The 24,095-nt window shown below is 49.1% G+C and carries 19 protein-coding genes; 5 read left to right on the forward strand and 14 right to left on the reverse strand.

Annotated features, from left to right (window positions below):
• Positions 1 to 400: 400 nt before the first annotated feature.
• Positions 401 to 1,951, forward strand: coding sequence for an oligopeptide:H+ symporter (locus tag N7386_RS16020; protein ID WP_011717927.1), 1,551 nt, complete (start codon positions 401 to 403; stop codon positions 1,949 to 1,951).
• A 364-nt stretch (positions 1,952 to 2,315) separates the two neighbouring features.
• The gene (locus tag N7386_RS16025; protein WP_279769655.1) at positions 2,316 to 3,365 is read left to right on the forward strand and encodes an LLM class flavin-dependent oxidoreductase; all 1,050 of its coding nucleotides are present in this window, start codon (positions 2,316 to 2,318) and stop codon (positions 3,363 to 3,365) included.
• Between the two features lie 53 nt (positions 3,366 to 3,418).
• Here the strand turns inward: N7386_RS16025 and gabT are convergent, their stop codons facing one another.
• The 10 genes from gabT to N7386_RS16075 all read right to left on the reverse strand — a co-directional run bounded on the left by gabT (position 3,419) and on the right by N7386_RS16075 (position 15,673).
• Entirely contained in the window at positions 3,419 to 4,696 is a 1,278-nt protein-coding gene (gene gabT / locus N7386_RS16030; RefSeq protein WP_088210455.1) for a 4-aminobutyrate--2-oxoglutarate transaminase, read from the reverse strand.
• 102 nt (positions 4,697 to 4,798) lie between these two features.
• Positions 4,799 to 6,247, reverse strand: coding sequence for an NADP-dependent succinate-semialdehyde dehydrogenase (gene gabD / locus N7386_RS16035; protein WP_279769658.1), 1,449 nt, complete (start codon positions 6,245 to 6,247; stop codon positions 4,799 to 4,801).
• A gap of 57 nt (positions 6,248 to 6,304) precedes the next feature.
• On the reverse strand, positions 6,305 to 7,591 hold the full coding sequence (locus N7386_RS16040; protein WP_279769661.1) for an FAD-binding oxidoreductase: 1,287 nt from the start codon (positions 7,589 to 7,591) through the stop codon (positions 6,305 to 6,307).
• A 295-nt stretch (positions 7,592 to 7,886) separates the two neighbouring features.
• A complete protein-coding gene (locus N7386_RS16045; RefSeq protein ID WP_011623664.1) occupies positions 7,887 to 8,702 on the reverse strand; it encodes an ABC transporter permease subunit in 816 nt (271 codons plus the stop codon).
• Positions 8,699 to 9,604: an ABC transporter permease subunit gene (locus N7386_RS16050; RefSeq protein WP_220053641.1), complete on the reverse strand. Its 906-nt coding sequence runs from the start codon at positions 9,602 to 9,604 to the stop codon at positions 8,699 to 8,701. Before N7386_RS16050 ends, N7386_RS16045 begins: the two co-directional genes overlap by 4 nt.
• On the reverse strand, positions 9,601 to 10,737 hold the full coding sequence (gene potA / locus N7386_RS16055) for a polyamine ABC transporter ATP-binding protein (protein ID WP_011623666.1): 1,137 nt from the start codon (positions 10,735 to 10,737) through the stop codon (positions 9,601 to 9,603). Before potA ends, N7386_RS16050 begins: the two co-directional genes overlap by 4 nt.
• 158 nt (positions 10,738 to 10,895) lie before the next feature.
• The gene (locus N7386_RS16060) at positions 10,896 to 11,996 is read right to left on the reverse strand and encodes a polyamine ABC transporter substrate-binding protein (protein WP_041408839.1); all 1,101 of its coding nucleotides are present in this window, start codon (positions 11,994 to 11,996) and stop codon (positions 10,896 to 10,898) included.
• 617 nt (positions 11,997 to 12,613) lie between these two features.
• Complete coding sequence (locus N7386_RS16065) at positions 12,614 to 13,969, reverse strand: glutamine synthetase family protein (RefSeq protein WP_011623668.1); 1,356 nt, start codon at positions 13,967 to 13,969, stop codon at positions 12,614 to 12,616.
• Position 13,970: 1 nt separating this feature from the next.
• A complete protein-coding gene (locus tag N7386_RS16070; RefSeq protein ID WP_279769665.1) occupies positions 13,971 to 14,732 on the reverse strand; it encodes a gamma-glutamyl-gamma-aminobutyrate hydrolase family protein in 762 nt (253 codons plus the stop codon).
• Between the two features lie 392 nt (positions 14,733 to 15,124).
• Positions 15,125 to 15,673 carry a cupin domain-containing protein gene (locus N7386_RS16075; protein WP_039977919.1) on the reverse strand — a complete coding sequence of 183 codons (549 nt, stop codon included), beginning with the start codon at positions 15,671 to 15,673 and terminating at the stop codon, positions 15,125 to 15,127.
• Between the two features lie 234 nt (positions 15,674 to 15,907).
• Here N7386_RS16075 and N7386_RS16080 point away from each other — a divergent pair, with 234 nt between their 5' ends.
• Entirely contained in the window at positions 15,908 to 17,215 is a 1,308-nt protein-coding gene (locus N7386_RS16080) for an FAD-binding oxidoreductase (protein WP_279769667.1), read from the forward strand.
• Positions 17,216 to 17,259: 44 nt separating this feature from the next.
• On the opposite strand, the gene N7386_RS16085 is transcribed toward N7386_RS16080, so the two are convergent.
• The 4 genes from N7386_RS16085 to N7386_RS16100 all read right to left on the reverse strand — a co-directional run bounded on the left by N7386_RS16085 (position 17,260) and on the right by N7386_RS16100 (position 20,915).
• Entirely contained in the window at positions 17,260 to 17,772 is a 513-nt protein-coding gene (locus tag N7386_RS16085) for a DUF2937 family protein (protein WP_279769669.1), read from the reverse strand.
• Between the two features lie 85 nt (positions 17,773 to 17,857).
• Positions 17,858 to 18,715: a sulfurtransferase gene (locus tag N7386_RS16090; RefSeq protein WP_279769671.1), complete on the reverse strand. Its 858-nt coding sequence runs from the start codon at positions 18,713 to 18,715 to the stop codon at positions 17,858 to 17,860.
• Between the two features lie 145 nt (positions 18,716 to 18,860).
• Positions 18,861 to 19,226: a septal ring lytic transglycosylase RlpA family protein gene (locus N7386_RS16095; protein ID WP_279771046.1), complete on the reverse strand. Its 366-nt coding sequence runs from the start codon at positions 19,224 to 19,226 to the stop codon at positions 18,861 to 18,863.
• A 192-nt stretch (positions 19,227 to 19,418) separates the two neighbouring features.
• Positions 19,419 to 20,915, reverse strand: coding sequence for an aldehyde dehydrogenase (locus tag N7386_RS16100; RefSeq protein WP_279769673.1), 1,497 nt, complete (start codon positions 20,913 to 20,915; stop codon positions 19,419 to 19,421).
• Positions 20,916 to 21,195: 280 nt separating this feature from the next.
• Between N7386_RS16100 and N7386_RS16105 the strand changes: the two genes are divergently transcribed.
• Positions 21,196 to 22,536 carry an aspartate aminotransferase family protein gene (locus N7386_RS16105; protein WP_279769675.1) on the forward strand — a complete coding sequence of 447 codons (1,341 nt, stop codon included), beginning with the start codon at positions 21,196 to 21,198 and terminating at the stop codon, positions 22,534 to 22,536.
• A 51-nt stretch (positions 22,537 to 22,587) separates the two neighbouring features.
• Positions 22,588 to 24,078 (forward strand): CoA-acylating methylmalonate-semialdehyde dehydrogenase, encoded by a 1,491-nt coding sequence (locus N7386_RS16110; RefSeq protein ID WP_086903097.1) that lies wholly within the window; start codon positions 22,588 to 22,590, stop codon positions 24,076 to 24,078.
• Positions 24,079 to 24,095 lie beyond the last annotated feature (17 nt).

Consider the following 24,095-nt stretch of genomic DNA (forward strand, 5'->3'; position numbering starts at 1 on the left):
TAGAAGGTCAAGAGCCTAATTATTTTGATCTAGTTCATTTTTATTTTTGCTTCTCAGTTTAAAAAATAGCACTCAGTCACGAGATTACCAGCCTTTAAGATAGTGAATTGTTAAGCGTAAGTAAAACTTTTAACTGACTCCTTTTCGGCAAATCGTAGAATTATTTCGGTTAGCTGAGAGTTTGATATTTATCGTGAAACAACATGCTCTGACATGACTCAACTCACAATAAGCGCCGCGAGTTGAGCACTATTTTTTTACAAAAATTAATTCCAGATTAAAAATGACCATTTCATTTGTAACAAAGTCTATTCTGTAGCGTTGTGGCATTGGTTTGCACAGACTATCGCCTTATACTCTTGGCCTCTAACACAAAACAACAATAACGGAAGCAAGCTTTATGACTCTTGGTACCAATCAGGTAAGCAAGACACATTCGTTTATGACTGTGTCACTTATCGAATTATGGGAACGTTTTGGTTATTACGGCATGCAGGCGCTGATCGTGTACTTTATGGTGCAGCGTCTTGGCTTTGATGACTCCCGAGCAAACTTAGTTTGGAGTGCCTGTGCGGCACTGATTTACGTGTCGCCGGCCATCGGTGGTTGGGTTGGGGATAAAATTCTCGGTACCAAACGCACTATGCTGCTCGGTGCGGGGATTTTGTCGGTAGGTTATGCATTGATGACAGTGCCGACCGAAAACACTTGGTTTATGTTCTCAGCACTTGGGGTGATTGTGGTCGGTAACGGCCTATTTAAACCCAATGCGGGTAACTTAGTCCGTAAGATTTACGAAGGTGACGATTCTAAAATCGATAGCGCCTTCACCATCTACTACATGGCGGTAAACGTAGGTTCGACCTTCTCTATGCTGTTAACGCCTTGGATTAAGGATTATGTTAACGCGCAATACGGTAACGAATTTGGCTGGCATGCCGCCTTTGCCGTGTGCTGTGTGGGCTTAATCGTCGGCTTAGGCAACTATGCCCTGATGCACAAGAGCCTCGCCAACTATGGCTCAGAGCCTGATACCCGCCCAGTCAACAAGAAGAACTTGGCTATTGTTTTAGTATTAGCGGCGCTTTCCGTTGTTGCTTCAGCCATTATTCTTGAATATGAAGATGTTGCCCGAGTATTCGTGTATGCCGCGGGTGTGGCGGTATTAGGGATTTTCTTCCACTTAATTCGTACCAGTGAGCCAAGTGAGCGGGCCGGCCTTATCGCAGCGCTAATCCTCACAGTGCAGACCGTATTCTTCTTTATCTTCTATCAACAAATGTCGACCTCTCTGGCCCTGTTTGCGCTGCGTAACGTCGATTGGGATTTCCAAGTCTTTGGTACCCATTTATGGACTTGGTCTCCTGCACAGTTCCAAGCACTGAACCCAATCTGGATCATGGTGTTAAGCCCTGTTTTGGCTTGGAGTTATTCATGGGCAGGTCGTAATAATAAAGACTTTTCGATTGCCGCTAAGTTTGCCTTAGGTTTTGCGGTTGTCGCGATTGGCTTCTTTATCTACGGATTTGCAGGTCAATTTGCCGTTGAGGGTAAAACCTCTTCTTGGGTAATGATTTGGGGTTACGCTTCTTACTCTTTGGGTGAATTACTGGTCAGTGGTCTTGGTTTAGCCATGATCGCCCGCTACGTACCGGCTCGTATGGGCGGCTTTATGATGGGCGCGTATTTCGTGGCATCGGGGATTTCCCAGTACTTGGGCGGCGTTGTGGCTAACTTTGCCAGCGTGCCACAGGACTTAGTCGATCCACTGCAAACTCTGCCCGTCTATACCAATCTATTCAATAAATTAGGTATTGCGGCCGTGGTCTGTACTTTTATCGCCTTAGCCGTATTACCGCTAATGCGCCGTTTGACAGAAAGTCATCACGCCCATAACAGCATTGAAGATAACGCGGCGGCATCACTACGTGATGTGAAAGCCGAGCAATAATCCTTCATTCACATAAGTGATATGTGAGCGATAAAAACTGCCGACAAGCCCCGCTTGCGGCAGTTTTTTTATACCTTTAGGTTACTGCTCATCACCAAACAATCTGAACTTTCTGTGCTGATTTTTCATGCATTGGCTTGGGATAAGGCTTTCACCCCTATTTGCAAAACTAAGATGTTCGGTTCCAATTTTAGGACGGTGTTAAGTTCAAGCCTTGAGCTTGTTTATCATGGATACGTCACCATATCCTAGGGTAAGACTCCATCTGCACTGACAGAGCAATCGCTTTAGCGCCCACATCATCCGTGGGAGACAAATAAAGGCGTTGCCACAGAGCTGACTCACGCAAAGAGGCGCTTCATTTATGGCTACATCATCGACTTCAACATCTGCCGCCCCATCGCAGGCTGTGACTAAATCTCCCCTAGCGGATATTCCCTTTTCACTCTTAGAGCTCGCCCCGGTTCGCCATGGCGCCAGCATCGGAGACACGCTGCGCGACAGCCTACAATACGCTAAGGTGGCCGATGAATTAGGTTTTAATCGATTCTGGTTTGCCGAGCACCACAATATGCCCGGTATCGCCAGCGCCGCGACATCGGTGTTAATTGGTTATATTGCTGAAAATACTAAACGCATTCGCGTCGGTGCGGGTGGGATTATGCTGCCCAACCATGCGCCCTTAGTGGTTGCCGAGCAGTTTGGTACGCTCGAGAGTCTTTATCCTGGACGTATCGATTTAGGGCTTGGCCGCGCACCGGGCAGCGATCAAATCACCAGCCGCGCCCTTAACCGCGATATGAGCCGCGCGGAGCAATTTCCCGCCGAGGTGAGCGAGTTACAGACCTTGCTCGGCGACTACAATGGCCGTCATCCCGTAAGAGCGATTCCCGGCGAAGGCACCCATGTGCCGATTTGGCTACTCGGCTCTAGCCTGTTTAGCGCCCAGCTTGCGGCACAGCGCGGCTTACCCTATGTCTTTGCAGGGCATTTTGCGCCCAGATTCCTCTACGATGCGATAGAGATTTACCGCCGCGACTTTAAGCCATCTAAGGTGTTGGATAAGCCCTATGTCATGCTTGGCCTGCCACTTATCGCCGCCGAGACAGACGCCGAAGCAGAATACTTAAGCACCACCTCCAAGCAACGGGTGCTTGCGCTGATCCGTGGTGAACCGCTGTGGTTAAAACCGCCCGTAGACAGCATGGATGGCCTGTGGAGCGAGCAGGAAAAAACCTATGTCGATAACTTCTTAGGCTTATCCGTCACAGGTGGCCCCACCACCATCAAGCACCGCTTAGAGATGATAGTGAAGGAGCTGGGTGTCGATGAGTTTATCTTTACCAACGATTTGTATGATCAGGACAAACGTGAGCGAGCGCTGCAAATCCTAATGGAGATAAAAGGCTCTTAAGCGTTAAACCACGCCATAAAAAATCCCGCCTAAGCGGGATTTTTTTATATCTGTTAACCTTTTAACACGGCATCGAAGCAGGACTTAAGAATGCCCAGCCCCGCAGCGAGTTGCTCGTCTGGTACTGTCAATGGCACCAATATACGCAGCACGTTACCGTAGGTGCCACAGGATAGGAGAATCAGTCCTCTATCTCTTGCCTCGGCTAAGATTTGGGCACAGTACTGAGGCGCGGGTTTGCCCTCCTCCATCAGTTCAATAGCGATCATCGCCCCTAAACCACGCACATCGGCAATTTGCGGATGTTCGACTTGCATAGTATTTAACGCCGACTTAATCCGTTCGCCAATTGCATTGGCACGTTCAAGCAGCTTTTCCTCTTCAAACACCTCAAGTACCGCAAGTGCCGCCGCACAGGCCAGCGGATTACCGCCGTAGGTGCCACCAAGGCCACCGGGACCAATGGCATCCATGACTTCAGCTTTCCCCGTAATACCTGAAAGGGGGAAACCACCGGCGATGGATTTAGCAAAAGTCGTGATATCAGCGCTCACGCCCATTTGCTCCATGGCGAAGAAGGTCCCAGTGCGACCCGCACCCGTTTGCACTTCATCGGCAATCAACATAATACCTTCACGGTCGCAAAGCGCGCGTAAACGCTGCATAAAGGCTGGCGATGCGGCATAAAACCCACCCTCACCCTGCACAGGCTCGAGGATGATGGCCGCAATATCGCTCGGCTCGGCATCGTTTTTAAAGATACGTTCGATAGAGGCCATCGCATCATCATCGGACACGCCGTGCAGCGCACAGGGGAACTCGGCGCGGAACACATTGGCCGACATTAATCCCATACCTTTACTGTAAGGCGCGACCTTTCCCGTTAACGCCAATGCCGCCATAGTACGGCCATGGTAACCCGAGGTAAAGGCAATCACGCCCGCCCGCTTAGTGTATGCACGAGCAACTTTAACCGCGTTTTCAACGGCTTCTGAGCCGCTAGTGAATAAGGCCGTCTTCTTGGCAAAATCCCCCGGCACTAACTGATTCAGTTTTTCACAGACTTGAATATAACTTTCGTAGCCAAGCACCATAAAACAGGTGTGGGAGAAGTCCTCAAGCTGCGCCGCAACGGCCGCCTTCACCTTAGGATGTAAATGCCCAGTGTTAAGCACCGCAATACCACCCGCAAAGTCGATAAACTCTCGACCTTCCACATCCCACACGGTCGCGTTTTCGGCGCGAGCGGTAAAAACAGGATGAATTTGACCAACACCGCCTGCGACTGCGGCTTGGCGACGTGCCATCAATGAATCATTGGTTGTGCTCATTTAGTATTCCTTGCTCGCGTGCCTAACTTGGCTATACACAAATGTCGATAACAATGCCTATGCCCAAAGGGCTACCACTGGCGGTCTATTCCATACTGATGCTTAAACAGACATACAGATATATTTGATTTCTAAATATTCTTCGATGCCGAACTTAGAGCCTTCTCGGCCAAGTCCTGAGGATTTCATTCCGCCAAACGGCGCGACTTCGGTGGAAATCAACCCAGTGTTGACGCCCACCATGCCGTATTCCAATGCCTCGGCCACTTTCCACACGAGTGAGATATCACGGCCATAAAAATAAGCCGCTAACCCAAACTCGGTATCATTGGCTTGCTTAATCACATCGTCCACATCGGTAAACTTAAACAGCGGCGCCAGTGGGCCAAAGGTTTCTTCACGGGCGACACGCATACTGCTATCGACATGTGTCAGTACCGTGGGCTCGAAGAAGTTGCCACCTAAGCTATGGGGCTTGCCGCCCGCAACCACAGACGCCCCTTTACTGAGCGCATCCTCAAGATGGCTCTGGACTTTTTCGACCGCCGCGCGATTGATGAGCGGTCCTGTAGTGACACCTTCAGTAATCCCCTCACCCACCTTTAATTTGCCCACGGCAATGCTGAGCTTGCGAGCAAATTCATCATATACGCCCGCCTGAACATAAATGCGGTTAGCGCAAACACAGGTTTGCCCCGCATTGCGATACTTAGCGATCATCACGCCTTCAACCGCCGCATCGATATTGGCATCGTCGAATACGATAAATGGCGCGTTACCGCCTAATTCTAAAGATAATTTCTTCAGAGTCGGCGCGCATTGCTCCATTAACTTAATGCCCACTTGGGTCGAGCCAGTAAAAGACAACTTACGCACGACTGGATTGCTGCACATCTCATTACCAATGCCAATAGCATCACCAGTGATCACGCTGAACACACCCGCAGGGATCCCGGCGCGCTCGGCAAGCACGGCCAAGGCTAATGCGGTAAAAGGCGTTTGCGGCGCAGGTTTCACCACCATAGTACAACCTGCAGCCAGTGCTGGCGCGGCTTTGCGGGTGATCATCGCCGCAGGGAAGTTCCAAGGAGTAATAGCCGCAGTCACGCCCACGGGCTGCTTGATCACCATGATGCGTTTATCGCCCTGATGCCCAGGAATCGTATCGCCATAGACGCGCTTCGCCTCTTCGGCGAACCATTCGATAAAGGAGGCGGCGTAGGTGACTTCACCCTTAGCTTCGGCGAGGGGTTTACCCTGCTCAGTAGTCATCATTAGCGCCAAGTCATCACTGTTTTCATTGAGTAATTCAAACCAGCGACGCAGCTTGGCACCACGCTCTTTTGCGGTAAGCGCTCGCCATGCGGGCAAGGCCGCTTCGGCTGCCGCAATCGCCGCTTGCGTTTCGGCTTGCCCCATCACTGGGACACTGGCTATCACCGCGCCCGTCGCGGGATTGGCAATAGCGACAGTTTCTTTTGACTGCGCATCGCACCACTGACCATTGATATAACATTGCTGACGCAGCAGACTCGGGTCTTTTAACAACACAGGAAATTCCTCTCGCGACGAGGTAATGCCTTACCTCGTATAAAAAATTCAAATAAATTAGATACCTAATTTATCTCTTAGACTGTAATACCATGCCCCCAGCGCACTAAAAGGCACACGTAAGGCGTGTCCGCCAGGGAAGGGATAATGGGGCAGCGCTGCAAAAGCATCGAAACGCGTGGCTTGACCATTGAGCATTTCGGCAATTAACTTGCCTGCCAAGTGGGTATAAGTGACGCCATGGCCGCTACAACCCTGTGAATAATAGATATTTTTACCAATACGGCCGACCTGTGGTAAACGCGATAAGGTCAATAAAAAGTTACCCGTCCAAGCGTAATCAACCTTAACCCCTTTTAACTGCGGGAAAGTTTTGAGCATATTCGGGATAATCAGGGATTCGATATCCGCAGGGTCGCGGGCACCATAAACAACACCACCGCCGTAGATCAGACGCTTATCGCCAGACAACCTGAAATAATCGAGCAGATAGTTACAATCTTCGACGCAATAGTCTTGGGGCAACAGATTTGCAGCCAACTCCTCGTCCAAGGGCTCTGTGGTGATCACTTGAGTGCCGCAGGGCATAGATTTAGCTTGCAATTCAGGCATGAGTTTACCGAGGTAAGCGTTACCCGCCACCACCACAAACTTGGCTTTTACACTGCCCTTAGCGGTGTGCACCACAGGGCTATCGCCTTCATCGACCCGCAGCACCGCGGAGTCTTCAAAAATCTTTCCGCCGAGGGATTCTACCGCACGGGCTTCACCCAAGGCTAAATTCAGCGGGTGAATATGGCCGCCGCTCTTATCCAACATACCGCCGACATAGCGCTCAGTATTTACCACAGAACGAATGCTGTTTGCATCGAGCATCTCAAGCTTGCCAACATGGCCATGGCTTTCCCATAACTGCTTTTGATGGCGTAAATGTCCCATCTGCTTTTCGTTCATCGCCGCAAATACGCCGCCATCCTTTAGATCGCAGTCAATGTTGTACTTAGCAATACGTTCACGGATGATGCGTCCGCCCTCGAAGGCCATTTGACCAAAGAGCTTGGCTTGTTCTTTGCCAACGGTTTTTTCAATGGTATCAATGTCACGGCTATAGCTGTTGACGATTTGTCCGCCATTACGCCCCGAGGCTCCCCAGCCAATTCGCGCCGCTTCGAGCACCACCACACTAAAACCCGATTCGAGTAAATGCAGTGCGGCAGACAGGCCTGTGTACCCCGCGCCAATCACACAAACATCGGCTTCAATCGATTCCTGTAAACGCGCGCGCTCAACCTTATCGTTGGCCGATGCCGCATAATATGATCCAGTGTGAGGTATGGCTGACATGATGTTCCCTTGATTTTTATGTTCATTATTTTAAACAACTATCACATCCTACACCTTCAAATCGGGAAACACTAGCCATAAAAGCACAATAATTTACACAATGTTTGATATTTCAAACAAGGTATCCTTGATGCCTGAAACGGATTCGAAAATTGACTGTGTAGGCACAGATAAGAAGACTTGGCGGGCAGAGAGAAGGATGGCCTTTGGTATCAAGGCCATCCTTTTCGCGAGAGAAGACAACTCAGTGTTTGTTCGCTCTGTGTTTGTTTACTCTGTGTTATAGCACCACTTATTAGTTCAGCGGCATACGCTCACGTTTTTCGGCGCGTCTTGCCATATACCATGACAAGAAGGCGATTAACGACACACATAGAATGATAAGAGTTGCCAAGGCGTTGATCTTAGGTGATACCCCCAAACGCACCGAGGAGAACACCACCATAGGTAAGGTGGTCGCGCCAGGGCCTGAGGCAAAGCTTGCGATCACTAAGTCATCGAGTGACAGACTAAAGGATAACAACCAGCCCGCCACTAATGCCGGTGAAATCATGGGCACAGTGATCAGGAAGAAGGTCTTAAGCGGCGTTGCGCCTAAATCCATTGCCGCCTCTTCGATTGACATGTCTAACTCACGCAGTCTTGACGACACCACCACAGCCACATAGGCCGCACAGAAAGTCGAGTGGGCAATCCAAACGGTCACCATGCCGCGCTCTTTCGGCCAACCTAAGAGATCTGCCATATGCACAAATAACAGTAGCAATGACAGACCCGTGATCACCTCAGGCATAACCAAAGGCGCAGTGATCATGTTCGACAGGGTGAGCTTGGCCCAAGAGCGCTTAAACCGCGTCATCACAAAGGCGGCCATAGTGCCGATAATCACCGCCATGGTTGAGCTGTAAAACGCAATCCGAAGGCTGGTCCACACTGCATCGAGAATTTGCTGATCGGCAAATAACTCGCCGTACCATTTAGGTGAAAACCCGCCCCACACTGTCACTAACTTAGATTCGTTAAAAGAATAAATCACGAGGATCAACATAGGTGCGTACAAGAAGAACAAGCCGAACCACAGCATCACCGAAGAAAAACTCAGCTTTTTCATAGGTCTTTCTCCAAACTACGCGCCTGATAGCGATGGAATAAGGTAATAGGAATAATCAAGAGTGCCAGCATCACAATCGCCAGTGATGAGGCCACTGGCCAGTCACGGTTATTGAAGAATTCCTGCCACAGCACTTTACCTATCATCAGAGAATCTGGGCCGCCGAGCAGCTCAGGGATCACAAACTCCCCTACCGCAGGAATAAACACCAGCATAGAACCTGCAATCACCCCGCTCTTCGATAACGGGAAAGTGATTTTCCAGAAGGTATTTAAACGGCTCGACCCTAAATCAGATGCAGCCTCAATCAGGCTCATATCTAACTTCACTAAGGTCGCGTACAGCGGCAAAATCATAAAGGGCAAATAGGCGTAGATAATCCCGATATAAACGGCGATATTAGTGTTTAAGATTTGCAATGGCTCAGAAATGATTCCTAACCACATCAATGTGTTATTGATAATCCCCGTGTTACTTAAGATCCCCATCCAAGCATAAACGCGAATTAAGAACGAGGTCCAAGAAGGTAGCATCACCAATAGCAGCAGCACGGTTTGCAACCTTGCTGGCGCACGGGCAATGGCATAGGCCATGGGATAACCAATGATCAAACAGCCAATGGTCGAAATGAGCGCCATTTTTAATGAGCTGAGATACGCGGTGTAATACAGCGAATCATCTAGCAACATCAAGTAGTTACCTAAATGCAGGAAGATGTTTAATACATCATCCGCATATTGGAAGGTCGCCTCGTAGGGTGGAATCGAAATCGCCGCCGTCGAAAAACTGATCTTAAGAACAATGGCAAAGGGCAAGGCGAAGAACAACAACAGCCAAGCGTAGGGGAAGCTAATCGTCCAAAAACGTCCCTTAAGCCATTTTAGTTTTGACTTCATCTTCATGATCTTAACACCACGCCACTGGTGTCCTCCCAGCTGATGAACACTTCATCATCCCATGTCGCATGGTCGGCACGGCGTTCACGGTTAGTCATACTGCATTGCACTATTTGACCGTTTTCGAGGCGAATGTAGTACACCGAAATGCCACCTAAGTAGGCAATATCATGCACTATACCCTTGGCCCAGTTGTACTCGCCCTCAGGTTGCTCACGGCTGATAATGGTTTTTTCGGGGCGTACCGCTAACCACACATGCTTTTCTTCGGCACTGGTCGTTACCCCGTAACCCACATAGAAAGGCTGTGCTAAGTCATTGGGTTTAATGATGAGGTGGTCGACTTCGTCCACTTCAATCTCGCCGCCAAAGAGATTCACTGAACCGATAAATTCGGCAATCATGCGGCTGTTGGGACTCTCGTAAATGTCCATGGGTGAGCCAGTTTGGGCAATCCAACCGTCGCTCATAATCGAAATGCGGCCCGCCATGGTCATGGCTTCTTCCTGATCATGGGTCACCATCACACAGGTCACGCCAACACGCTCAAGAATTTCAACCACTTCTAACTGCATTTGAGTGCGCAGCTTTTTATCTAGCGCGCCCATCGGTTCATCGAGTAGCAATAACTTAGGACGTTTCGCGAGGGAGCGGGCTAACGCCACCCGCTGACGCTGACCACCGGAAAGCTGATGCGGCTTACGTTTGCCATATTGTTCCATATGCACCAGTTTGAGCATTTCTTGCACCCTTTGCTCAATTTCCGCTTTGGGTAACTTATCTTGCTTTAAACCGAAGGCGATGTTTTGCGCGACCGTCATATGGGGAAAAAGCGCATAGGATTGGAACATCATATTGATGGGACGTTCGTAGGGAGGCAAATCGGTAATATCTTCACCGTCGAGAAAAATTCGCCCAGAGGTGGGTCTTTCGAACCCCGCGAGCATACGCAATAAGGTCGACTTACCCGATCCAGAGCCCCCAAGTAAAGCAAAAATCTCACCTTTATTAATCGTCAATGATACGTCGTCAACCGCGCGTACATCGTCGAACAATTTACTGACCCGCTCAATCTTAAGCAGGACTTTTTCTTGCGTCTTTGTAGTGGGTTTGTTGGTGACGCCCGAGGTGCTTGCCATAGTACTTCTCCACCCGAGTATTGCTGCGACAAGGCGTTCAATACTTGAGATTTACACAATGAATTAATGAATAGAGATAAAATCTGTAGGCCGAATGCTCAAGGAGCAAGCCAATGTCTGCATTATTAGAGGGGCAAGCAAGGCTTGCCCCATCTCGATTATTGGCCTGACTTCACTTTGGTCCAGACGCGGGTTAATACGCGTTGGATTTTCAATGGACGGATTTCGCCAATATACAATTTATCCAACACTTCTTTTGGTGGATAAATCGCAGGGTCATTGCGAATCGCTTCATCAACTAAAGGCTGTGCAGGGTCGTTAGGGTTAGCATAAGCCACATAGTTAGAGATAGGCGCAATCACTTCTGGGCGAAGTAAGTAGTTGATAAGTTTGTGAGCATTTTCAACGTTAGCCGCATCCGCAGGGATAGCTAACATATCGAACCACAGGTTCGCGCCTTCTTTTGGAATCGAGTAACCAATCTTGTTACCGTTACCCGCTTCATCGGCACGGGCCGCAGCTTGGAATACGTCACCAGAGAAGCCGAATGCCACACAGATATCGCCGTTCGCGAGATCAGAGATATAGCGTGATGAGTGGAAATAAGTCACGTAAGGGCGAATTTTTTCGAGTAATTCACCTGCTTTTTCATAGTCTTCGGCTTTCGTGCTGTTAGGGTCAAGACCTAAGTAGATCATAGCCTGTGGCACCATATCATCGGCCGAATCCAGCATAGCAAAGCCACACTTAGAGATTTTTTCAGCATATTTTGGGTTAAAGATCAGCTCCATAGAATCAAATGGCGCATCTTCACCCACTGCGGCTTTCACTTTATCTATGTTGTAACCGATACCATTGGTACCCCAGAGGTAAGGCACGGCATATTGATTACCCGGATCAGCCTTCTCTAATTGTTTCATCAGATCGGCGTTGAGGTTTTTAAAGTTGCTGAGTTTAGAGCGGTCTAGCGGCTTGAATGCGCCAGCCTTAATTTGTTTAGCGAGGAAATGGTTAGATGGAACCACGATGTCGTAACCACTGCGGCCAGACAGTAACTTGGCTTCCAGCACTTCGTTACTATCAAACACATCGTAAATCACCCGAATGCCCGTTTCTTTCTTGAAGTTTTCTAAGGTATCTTCCGCGATATAATCAGACCAGTTATATACGCGCACTACTTCTTCAGCTTGGGCAGCAACGCTTGCGAGGGCGCCCGCGGTTACTAAAGCCAAAGTCGTCATCTTATTAAATAGCTTCATGCTTTCTCCTTTCTCGGGTAGCAGAATTGCCTTTAACAATTCTGAGATTGTGTCACCGACCATCTGCTCGGTTATTGTTGTTATTCTCGACCAATGCTACACCTTAAAAACCGCATCGGCAGTCTCTACAGCACCATAATGCCTTCATCTCTAGGTGGCTGCAATTGATGGGAGTATCAGATTTCATGCCAAATTTGTCGATTTACACACTTGCATTAACAAGCAATAAAACAGACTAGATATTTGTACGCCCTACATCTTGCAACATTAAGACAAATGCCTCAAGCCCCTAGAAAAACCGCTGAAACCATCTTAGGAAAAACTCTTTTTAAGCTTAACTAACAGTAAGTTATAAAACGCTTATTTCAATCAAATTTATGCACACGCTACCAAGGAATGAAATCATCACTACTCTGACACCATTGAATGGGATTTCACACCGCAACTCAGTAACCGTAAAGCATACGTAAGCATTTCAATTTAAAAGCGCTCTGCACCAAAGTTAAGCAAAATTACCAAATTGGTGCAGAGCATTTTTACTGATTGTTCAAATATTCCCGCTATCTTGGCCTTAAATCCGTTAAGACCGTGACAGTTTTGAACAAAAACAGTGCAAATTACACACTGAGTAACAGGAACTCACGCTCCCACGAACTCACGACGCGGCGGAAGTTTTCAAGCTCGGCCTGTTTAACCGCCACAAAGCCAGTGGTAAAGGCTTCACCTAAATATTCCTTACAGGCATCGCTCTCTTCCATCGCCGCTAAGGCTTCTTCTAAGGTTAACGGCAGGCAATGTGGATTGTTGCTACGGCTTTCGTTCGATTTCCCCTGCACTGGCGTCGAAGGTTTTAACCCTTCCACCATACCGATGTAACCGCAGAGTAAGCTCGCAGCGATGGCTAAATAGCAGTTTGCATCCGCTCCTGGAATACGGTTTTCAATGCGGCGGTTTTGCGGTGAAGACTCAGGAATACGTAGACCGCAGGTTCTGTTCTCAACGCCCCATTCCAAGTTAACTGGCGCAGAGGTGCCCGGTAAGAAACGGCGGAACGAGTTGGCATTAGGTGCCATCAACGGCAAGAGTTCAGGAATAAACTTTTGTAAACCAGCGATATAGCTTAAGAATAATGGGCTTTGAGTACCGTCTTCATTGGTGAAGATGTTTTTGCCCGTTTCCTTATTAATTACGCTTTGATGAATGTGCATCGCACTGCCAGGCTCATCGGTCACAGGTTTAGCCATAAAGGTGGCGCACACATTGTGCTTTAATGCCGCCTCACGTAGGGTACGCTTGAATACAAACACCTGATCCGCAAGAGATAATGGATTGCCGTGGCTGAAGTTAATCTCCATTTGCGCTGGGCCGTCTTCGTGGATCAGCGTATCAATATCTAAACCTTGCAGTTCGCACCAGTCATACATATCTTCGAAAAGCGGATCGTATTCGTTAGCCGCATCAATCGAGAAAGACTGACGCCCCGCTTCGGGTCTGCCCGAGCGACCAATTGGTGGCTTAAGGGGTAAATCGTGGTCATCGCTACGACTGGTGAGATAAAACTCCATCTCAGGTGCAATAACTGGCTCCCAGCCTTTTTGCTCATATAGCGAAAGCACTTTCTTCAACACGTTACGTGGCGATAATTCGATGGGATTGCCCATTCTGTCGTAGCAATCGTGGATCACTTGAGCAGTGGCTTCAATGGTCCAAGGCAGCATAAATACGGCATTTTCATCGGGGACACAGACAAAATCGATGTCGGCATCGTCGAGCAAGCTGTAATAAATATCATCGTCGACAAAGTCACCGGTCACGGTTTGCAGCAACACGCTTTCGGGTAAGCGCATGCCTTTTTCGTCGAGGAATTTATCCACTGGGGCAATTTTTCCGCGGGCGATACCTGTCATATCGCTGATAACACATTCGACTTCTGTGATTTTTCGTTCTTTTAAAAAAGCGATTAGCTTATTCATTTTATTTCACTCGAGTTGTAGCCCTACGACGGCACGCATAACCAAAGGCATTGAATATAGAGAGGAAAAATGGGTTTTCACTCACCTTCCATTCAGGATGCCATTGCACACCGAGGGCAAATTCATTTGCGTCTATAACGGAGAAGGCCTCCACTAGACCATCTGGAGCATAAGCTTCTGGCCGCAACCCAATCCCAAGACGCTCCACGCCCTGAGTATGTACAGAGTTTACCTCTGCCGAGTTACGGCCCCAGGCCTCGTAAATGACCCCCCCAGGCTCCACAGTAATACTGTGGGATGGCCCATATTGCACCTCTAACGAGGCCTCTTTATCTTCTCTGTGTTCAATAAAACCGCCCACTTCGTGCAACTTCTGATGCAAACTGCCACCAAACGCGACGTTCATCTCTTGAAAGCCACGACAAATCCCCAGCACAGGCACACCCGCCGCAATGGCCGCACGGATAAGCGGTAAGGTGGTGGCATCGCGTTTGGGATCGTGGTGAGTACCGACTTCACTCGGTTCACCCGCATAGAGATGGGGTTCAACATTCGAAGGCGAACCGGTAAAGAGAATGCCATCGAGACTTGCCAGAATCGCTTCAATAGGTTGTTCAGCACCTAATGAGGGGATCACTAAGGGCCAGCCCTTAGCACCATTCACTACACCTAAGAGGTATTTTTCACCAACAATATTAAAGGGATGTGATCCCAATTGTTGATTACACGCAATTACACCAATAAGGGGCAACTCGACAGACATAACTCACCTTCACCTTGAATGACTGCATAATGAACATGTTAAGTTTTAATGTTCATTTTTTCACACAGTACACCGAATTTTAACCTCAGGCAAGAGGTTAAACACTTGTTAATGATCGTTTAATTGCAAGACAGCATTTTGGGATGTAATACAGGAAATTAGGGGGTATTGTGTTGCCTAAGGGTAACAGAATCGGCTTATAGCGGTTGTTTATGATGAAAATTAGGCAAAGATAATCAGAGCTGATTTAGAGTCATTTGAAAAATATTATTTACACTTTGAAAAATATTTTGTAATCCAAAGCCAGTTTGATGCGAGGTAGATAAGGGGGAAATCTCAAGATAGCGCCATCCTAAACAATCTAGGACAGCGCTCTGAGACTAGCTATGCGATTAGAAATTCGCTGGCGTTGTTGCACTGACCAGTCGACAGGGTTCATCGAAAGGGTTACGAAATCTATGGGGTAACTCACTGTTAAAATAGTAACTATCACCCGCTTCTAAGATATATACCTCATCGCCAACGGTCAGTTCGAATTTGCCTTCGATCACCATGGCCGCCTCTTCACCTTCGTGTTTCAGCATTTCCTCGCCCGTATCCGAACCCGGTGGGTAGGTTTCACTCATCACCGACATGGCACGATTGGGAAAGTCACGGCCAATCAACTTAAATTCTAACGGCCCTGTACCTATATCGAGGAGTTCATCGGAGCGATAAACCACTTTTTGCTCACTCTCAATCGAGGCTTCAATCGAGAAAAAATCCACTAAAGACATAGGGATACCCGACAATACCTTTTTCAAAGAACTGACGGATGGGCTAACACTGTTTTTTTCGATCATTGAAATTGTACTGTTAGTCACACCAGCACGCTTAGCCAGCTCACGCTGGGATAAGCCTTTCATTTTTCGAACAGTTCTGAGACTGGCTCCAATATCCAAATTTCGCATCTCCCCAAAGGATCGGTTGCCCCGATAGATGAAGAACAGGTTGTTCAGGATAAACATCATCCCAAACACATTTTAGCCCTAAAAGCGTGAGTTTAATCGCTTCCGTTGTATTCTATCTAAAAAGTGTGTTAAATAAAATGCACACTTTTAAGCAGTATCACAAAAGTGTGATGAGTATACTGGGACAAGCCCAATTTACAATAAAAACAATTTTTTGGAGCTCAAATGACCACCAAACCTCCCGTTCATAGTGAACAATATCCCCAGTCTTATTATGTTGATACTGCAAAAGAAATTTACGCTCATCCCCAACTTGAGGGCAAGGTAAGCACCGACGTTTGCATTATCGGCGGTGGTTTCAGTGGTATTAACACAGCTATCGAACTGCGGCAAAAGGGCCTAAACGTGGTGCTACTCGAGGCCAAGCGCATAGGCTGGGGCGCCTCAGGGCGTAATGGTGGCGAGCTGATCCGCGGGATTGGCCATGATCCTGCGCAATTTATCAATGAGATAGGCCAAGAAGGCGTGAGCGCCATTGAACAGATGGGGTTTGAGGCGGTAGAGATTGTGCGAAATCGCATCCAGACCCATCACATCGATTGCGATTTACAAATGGGCTATTGCGATCTTGCAGTTAAACCTCGGCATATGCTCGAACTAGAACAAGAGTTCGACCATCTTAAACGCCTTGGATATCAGCATGAAATCAAACTATTAACTCAGTCTCAGCTCGGAGAAGTTATCGGCTCCGACTTTTACCAAGGCGCTCTAGTCGACATGGGCAGCGGCCATTTACATCCGCTGAATTTGGCCTTGGGCGAGGCTCGTGTTGCCCGAAACTTGGGCGCTCAATTATTTGAATACAGCGCCGCAGAAAAGATTATTCCTGGGGATAAACCGCGAGTATTAACAGCAAAAGGCGAAGTGACTTGCCAATATGTGGTGCTCGCGGGCAACGCTTATATTGGCCATAAACTGAATAGCTACATCGGCGGTAAAGTACTGCCCGCGGGGAGTTACTTGCTTGCAACTGAGCCACTAACAGAAGCGCAATGCCAAAGCATTATCCCGCAAAATATGGCCTTTGCAGACATGCGAATCGCCTTAGATTACTTCCATTTATCGGCGGATAGACGCTTACTCTTCGGCGGACTGTGTACTTATTCAGGCAAAGACCCTAAGGATATTGAAGCAGCGCTCAGGCCGAACCTTGAGAAGGTATTCCCACGGTTAAAAGGCGTACGCATAGATTACGAATGGGGCGGCATGATAGGCATTGGCGCCAACCGTATGCCCCAAATCGGTCGCCTCCCCGATGCGAGTAATATTTTTTACGCCCAAGCCTACGCAGGCCACGGCGTCAATGCCACCCATATGGCTGCCAAACTGCTCGCCGAAGCCATATGTCAGCAGGCGGGATATTTTGATGTGTTCGCTAAAATCAAGCATATGACCTTCCCCGGCGGCCCCACATTCCGCTCGCCCATGCTGGCTGCGGGCATGCTGTACCACAGGTTTAAGGACTTATTCTGAGGTTTGCCCTGTCGTTGGATATGCGAGCAAGCTATCCAACGACACTAAATGGCGCGGACAGCGTTAAGGCGTTTGCGGCGCCTTGACCACAGAATAAAGGGCAGCGAGCCAAAATAATGCACGACTAACGCCACCAGCACGCCAAAAGCTATACCACTGGTGGTTAACGGGATGCCGGGCTTAAAGTTAACTATGGTTTGCTGTAAATATTCAAAACGAGTTGGATTAAACATATAGGCGGTTTTCTCGAAGAGATTCCCCTGCGCAAAGGTCTGCATTCCCTGCTGCAACGCTTGATACAAGGCTAGCGTCTGGCGCTTTTGCTCGGCATCCGCCCTGACGCTAGGCTCCTCGTTTTGCAAATGGCGGGCTATCATGGTTTCTACATCGCCGTAGTAATATTCCTTCGCCGTGGCCTCGTAGCCCTCAACTTGCCATTGAGTCGAGGTATAGAGCCCCGCCAAAAATTGCTGATAATGATCGGCTAATTGGGGAAGTTGCAGCGCCATCACTAAGATAAAGCCGAAGATCAGCTTATCAAACAATCGAGTTAACATGGCAAACTCCTTGATAAGTCAAAGGATATATCACTGCCAATGGAGTGCTGCTAATTATCCTGCTCAGCACTCCAGCTATCAGCGCTTATTGCGTTATGGGTAAATCACTGCGACTGCCCCAGTCGGCCCACGAGCCATCGTAAAGCACTGCATCGGCATGGCCAGAAGCGAGCGACGCTAGGATTAAGATACAGGCGGTAATGCCCGAGCCACAGCTGAAAATCCTTAACGGTTTATCGCCAGCAAGCTCTTGAAACAGGGTTTGTAATTCGGCCGAGCTTTTGATTTTGAAGCCATCGAGCACCTCTGTAAAAGGCAAATTCACCGAATGGGGAATATGCCCACTACGCACACCGGGGCGCGGCTCACTCACTTGGCCTAAAAAGCGGGCAGCGCCGCGGGCATCAATAATCGCGCTGTCGCTATCATCAAGCTTGGCAAACACGGCCTCGGCGTCCATCACTTTTGCAGGCTGATATCCCAAAACGGCAGTGAGTTCTTCACTATCGCTTGCACCATAATCTATCCCTTCTGCCTGATAGCGGGATGAGGTGACTCTGTCTTCAGCCATCCATTGGGGTAAACCACCATCGAGCACGTACACACGGTGAAATCCCATCACCTTGAATATCCACCAAGCGCGCGGAGATGAATAAATCCCTTGATTATCATAGATAACCACCACGCTTTGCGGGTCTATTCCTAGCTTGGCAATGCCTTCTACAAACTGTTCAAACCTTGGCAAGGCGTGGATTTGAGTAGAAGTTTTATCGCAAAAATCCGTTTCGACATCAAAGCGCCTCGAGCGCGGAATGCACACAGGTTCGGAATAGAGGATAGGCTCTTTGCCCAACACCACGGCCATGCTGGCATCGAGTAACACAAGATCTGGCGAGGTGAGGTGCTCTTCGAGCCATTGAGTACTCACGAGAGGATATTCCATTGGCTGCCCTTATTCTGATTTCCAACTGGGATAATGACTTATCAGCCTGGGTTTTGCTGCACATGCTAAAACCCAAGCGCTATTCAAACCATTCGAACCGATACGGTTTCGGTAAAGCACACATAACAAGCTCGTTGAGAGTCGATTACTGACTCGCGGCTTGAATCACTTCAATTTTGACATCCAGTAAACCTGCCGAAGTATTGCCTATGCTGCTAAATGCGGATTTGGACAAATCTATAATTCGGCCCCGCACGAAAGGCCCCCTGTCGTTAACCTTAACCACAACCGTTTTACCGTTCTTAAGATTTGTCACTTTAACCACTGAGCCAAAAGGAATTTCCTTATGGGCAGCCGTTTTTAATTTATGGTTATAACGCTCACCGCTGGCGGTTTTCTTATTTTGATGTTTATCGCCGTAGAAAGAAGCTTGGCCAGACTCAGTAAACCCCTGCCAGCTTCCCGAATGGGTAGAAGAACACCCCGACAAGGCCAAGGTGGCTAGCAGCATTAAGGTCAAAGATAAGTATTTGAGACTCACAGAACATCCCTTAGCAAATGAGTTCATCATCGGAGCAATGTACAGCAAAAATCCCCAAGAGGCACCCTTGCGTCACTTTATCCATTTAATTAGAGGGTTAACCAGAAAAAAGAAAGCCTCTTTCGCTTAGGCGTAAAGAGGCTTGAGAGGGAGTAAAACGAATTAGAGGGCTATCCAAGTCGCCTTAATTTCAGTGTACTTGTCGAAGGAGTGCATGGATTTATCGCGGCCATTGCCAGACTGTTTATAACCACCGAAAGGCGCCGTCATATCGCCACCATCATAATGGTTAATCCACACCATACCAGTTCGCAGAGCCTTGGCGGTTTTGTGCGCCTTGCTGATATCCGCCGTCCACACCCCAGCTGCTAAGCCGTAAATGGTGTCGTTGGCTATCGCAATCGCCTCTTCCATGCCATTGAATTCAATGACAGATAACACTGGGCCAAAGATTTCCTCGCTGGCGATTTTCATCTTGTTGTGCACTTGGCTAAAGATAGTGGGTTGCACATACACGCCGCCCGTTTCGGCCAGCACTTGCTGTCCACCATGGACTAAACTCGCGCCTTCGTCTTGGCCCGCCTTGATATAGCTTAAGATGGTATCTAATTGCTGCTTATCGACCACGGCGCCACTGATAGTAGCGGGATCCAGCGGATGCCCAGGCTGCCATGAGGCCAGTTCTTCGGCGATCAACGCAATCAGTTGGTCTTTAACCCCAGACTCCACCAGCAAACGCGAGCCCGCGGTACAGACTTCACCTTGGTTAAAGGCAATGGCTTCGGCTGCCGCCACCGCTGCCGCTTTAAGATCGGGCGCATCGTTAAATACAATGTTCGGGCTCTTACCGCCAGCCTCGAGCCACACTCGTTTCATATTCGATTCGCCCGCATAAATCATTAATTGCTTAGCGATTTTTGTTGAGCCAGTAAAGACTAAGGTATCCACATCCATATGCAGCGCCAGTGCCTTGCCGACCGTATGCCCATAACCCGGCAGTACGTTTAGCACGCCCTTAGGGATCCCAGCCTGTACCGCAAGCTCGGCGATACGGATGGCCGTTAAGGGAGATTTCTCCGAAGGTTTAAGAATAACGCTGTTACCCGTCGCCAGTGCTGGCCCCAGCTTCCAACAGGCCATTAATAACGGGAAGTTCCAAGGCACAATCGCCGCCACCACACCCACGGGCTCGCGGGTGATCATGCCGATTTCATTATGTGCCGTAGGCGCTAGCTCGTCGTAGAGTTTATCGACGGCCTCACCCGACCAACGGATAGCACGGGCGGCACCGGCAATATCTACCGCCTTTGAAAAACGGATTGGCTTACCCATGTCCAAGGTTTCTAGCAGGGCAAGTTCATTGGCGTTTTCTTCCAATAACTCGGCAAAACGGATCATCACTTGCTTACGTTTAACGGGGGCAGTCTTTGACCACACGCCAGATTCAAACACCTCACGGGCATTAGCGACGGCGATATTGGCGTCCATCAGATCGCAACTGGCCACCTTGGCTAATACGCGTCCGTCGATTGGGCTGACACAGTCAAAGGTGCTGCCCACAGCCGCATCGCGGTATTCGCCATTGATATAAGCCTTGCCATTGATTGCTAGGCTAGCAGCGAGGCTTTCCCAATCACTCCGTTTTTTAGGTGTACTCATGATGACCTCTTAATCGTTTGTATTTGTTTATTTTAGCTTTATTGGGATGAGGGCTATCTCGACGGCCAAATGCCAAAGATGACCTAAGTCGTTAACTGCTGCTTAGATTACGCTGTTCAATCGTTAATATTCAATATTTTTTACAAAAATAGCATTTTTGCCACAAATAACTGCACACACCTCTTCCATGTTCATTATTTCTAACATAGCATAGCAAATATTAGCCACCCTTAACGAAGACCTGACCTCATTTAACAAGGAAAAGGACAAGGTAAACACTATGGCCGATTCACCCTACAACACAACGCATGAGCATCCTTCTCTCGAACATTATTGGATGCCCTTTACCGCCAACCGCCAGTTTAAAGCCAGCCCTCGCCTGCTCGCCCAAGCAGAAGGCATGTACTACACGGATATCAATGGCAACAAGGTATTAGACTCAACGGCTGGCTTGTGGTGTTGTAACGCCGGCCACGGGCGACGTGAGATCAGCGAAGCCGTCAGCAAGCAAATTCGCGAGATGGATTACGCACCGTCCTTCCAAATGGGTCATCCCCTCGCCTTCGAACTCGCCGAACGGTTAACTGAACTCAGTCCTGAAGGACTCAATAAAGTCTTCTTTACCAACTCGGGATCAGAGTCCGTCGATACCGCGCTTAAGATGGCGCTCTGTTACCACAGAGCCAATGGCCAAGCGTCACGCACCCGTTTTATTGGCCGAGAGCTGGGCTACCATGGCGTAGGATTTGGTGGCATTTCAGTGGGAGGCTTGAGCAATAACCGTAAAGCCTTCAGTGGCCAACTGCTACAAGGCGTGGACCACTTGCCCCACACCTTAGATATTCAAAATTCAGCCTTTAGCCGTGGCTTGCCTAGCCTTGGTGCCGAAAAAGCCGAAGTCCTAGAACAACTCGTCACACTTCACGGCGCTGAGAATATTGCCGCCGTTATCGTTGAACCTATGTCGGGTTCGGCGGGGGTAATTTTACCGCCACAAGGTTACTTAAAACGCCTACGGGAAATCACCCAAAAATACGGCATCCTGTTGATTTTTGATGAAGTGATTACCGCCTTTGGTCGCGTCGGCGCCGCCTTTGCCAGCCAGCGCTGGGGCGTTATCCCCGACATAATCACTACGGCCAAGGCCATCAATAATGGTGCGATCCCAATGGGCGCCGTGTTTGTGCAGGATTTTATTCACGATACCTGTATGCAAGGCCCCACCGAACTCATCGAGTTTTTCCACGGCTATACCTATTCAGGGCATCCAGTAGCGGCGGCCGCGGCGCTCGCTACCCTGTCCATCTATGAAAACGAACAGCTATTTGAACGCAGCTTCGAACTTGAGCGTTATTTCGAGGATGCCGTTCACAGCCTCAAAGGTTTGCCGAATGTGATTGATATCCGCAACACTGGATTGGTCGCAGGCTTCCAACTCTCGCCGAATAGCCAAGGCGTCGGTAAACGCGGTTACAGCGTGTTCGAGCATTGTTTCCATCAAGGCACGCTCGTGCGGGCGACGGGCGATATTATCGCCATATCCCCACCGTTAATCGTAGAGAAACACCAAATAGACCAAATAGTTAACAGCCTAAGCGATGCAATTCGCGCCGTAGGATGATGCACAATTTTTAATCTAACGCCCAAATTGGGGGCAATTGAAAGGTTACCTATGCTGACAATGACTCATTATGTGAATGGCGAGCACACCGCCGCCAGTACAAGAAGCCAAGAGATTTTCGAACCCGCTACGGGAGAATGCCGAGGTCAGGTCTCCCTCGCGAGTCGCGACGAAGTCTCAGCCGCCATTGCTATCGCCAAATCGGCCTTCGACACTTGGTCACAGGTAACGCCCCTCAATCGTGCTCGTGTGTTATTTAAGTTTAAAGCGCTGGTCGAGCAACATATGGATGAGCTGGCGCGACTGATTACCTTAGAGCACGGTAAAGTGCTCGATGATGCGCGGGGAGAACTCATCCGCGGCCTCGAAGTCGTCGAATTTGCCTGTGGTATCCCACACTTGCTCAAAGGGGAGCATACGGAGCAGGTAGGCGGTGGTGTCGACGCTTGGTCAGTCAATCAAGCTTTAGGTGTTGTCGCAGGCATAGCGCCCTTTAACTTCCCCGTGATGGTTCCCATGTGGATGTTCCCAATCGCGATTGCCTGCGGTAACACCTTTATTATGAAACCTTCGGAAAAAGACCCAAGCGCGATAATGCGTATTGCGGAATTACTCACCGAAGCTGGTCTCCCTGCGGGGGTATTTAACGTGGTCAACGGTGATAAAGAGGCCGTCGATACCCTGCTCAGCCATGAAGATATTCAAGCCGTCAGCTTTGTAGGCTCCACCCCAATTGCGGAATACATTTACAGCACCGCATCTAGACACGGTAAACGGGTGCAGGCCCTCGGCGGCGCAAAAAACCATATGCTACTGATGCCGGATGCGGATTTAGATCAAGCGGTTAGTGCCCTCATGGGCGCAGCCTATGGCAGTGCGGGCGAGCGTTGCATGGCTATTTCGGTGGTATTGGCCGTGGGGGATGTGGGCGACAAGCTAGTCGATAAATTATTACCGCAAATTCAACAGTTAAAAGTGGGCAATGGCCTCACCCCTGAGATGGAAATGGGGCCGTTGATCTCCCGCCAACACCTCGCCAAAGTCACGGAATTTGTCGACGCTGGCGTCCAAGAAGGCGCAACCTTAGTGGTGGACGGTCGTCAGTTAACCGTGGCCGATCATCAGCAGGGTTACTTCTTAGGGGCCTGTTTATTCGATAACGTCACCCCTGAGATGCGTATTTACCGCGAAGAAATCTTCGGCCCAGTACTGTCGATTGTGCGGGTTAAGGACTATGCCAGCGCACTGGCGCTTATCAACCAACATGAATTTGGCAATGGCACTGCCATCTTTACCCAAAGCGGTGAGGCTGCCAGACATTTTTGCCACCATGTGCAGGTCGGTATGGTAGGGGTTAACGTGCCCATTCCTGTACCTATGGCCTTCCACTCCTTTGGGGGCTGGAAACGTTCGCTCTTTGGTCCCCTGCATATGCATGGCCCTGACGGGGTACGTTTTTATACCAAACGTAAAGCCATCACGGCGCGCTGGCCCGTAGGCAAACAGACTCAGGCTGAGTTTGTTATGCCCACCATGAAATAACCTCGGTGGGAGCCAAT

The sequence above is a fragment of the Shewanella sp. GD04112 genome (assembly GCF_029835735.1).
Taxonomy (GTDB): domain Bacteria; phylum Pseudomonadota; class Gammaproteobacteria; order Enterobacterales; family Shewanellaceae; genus Shewanella.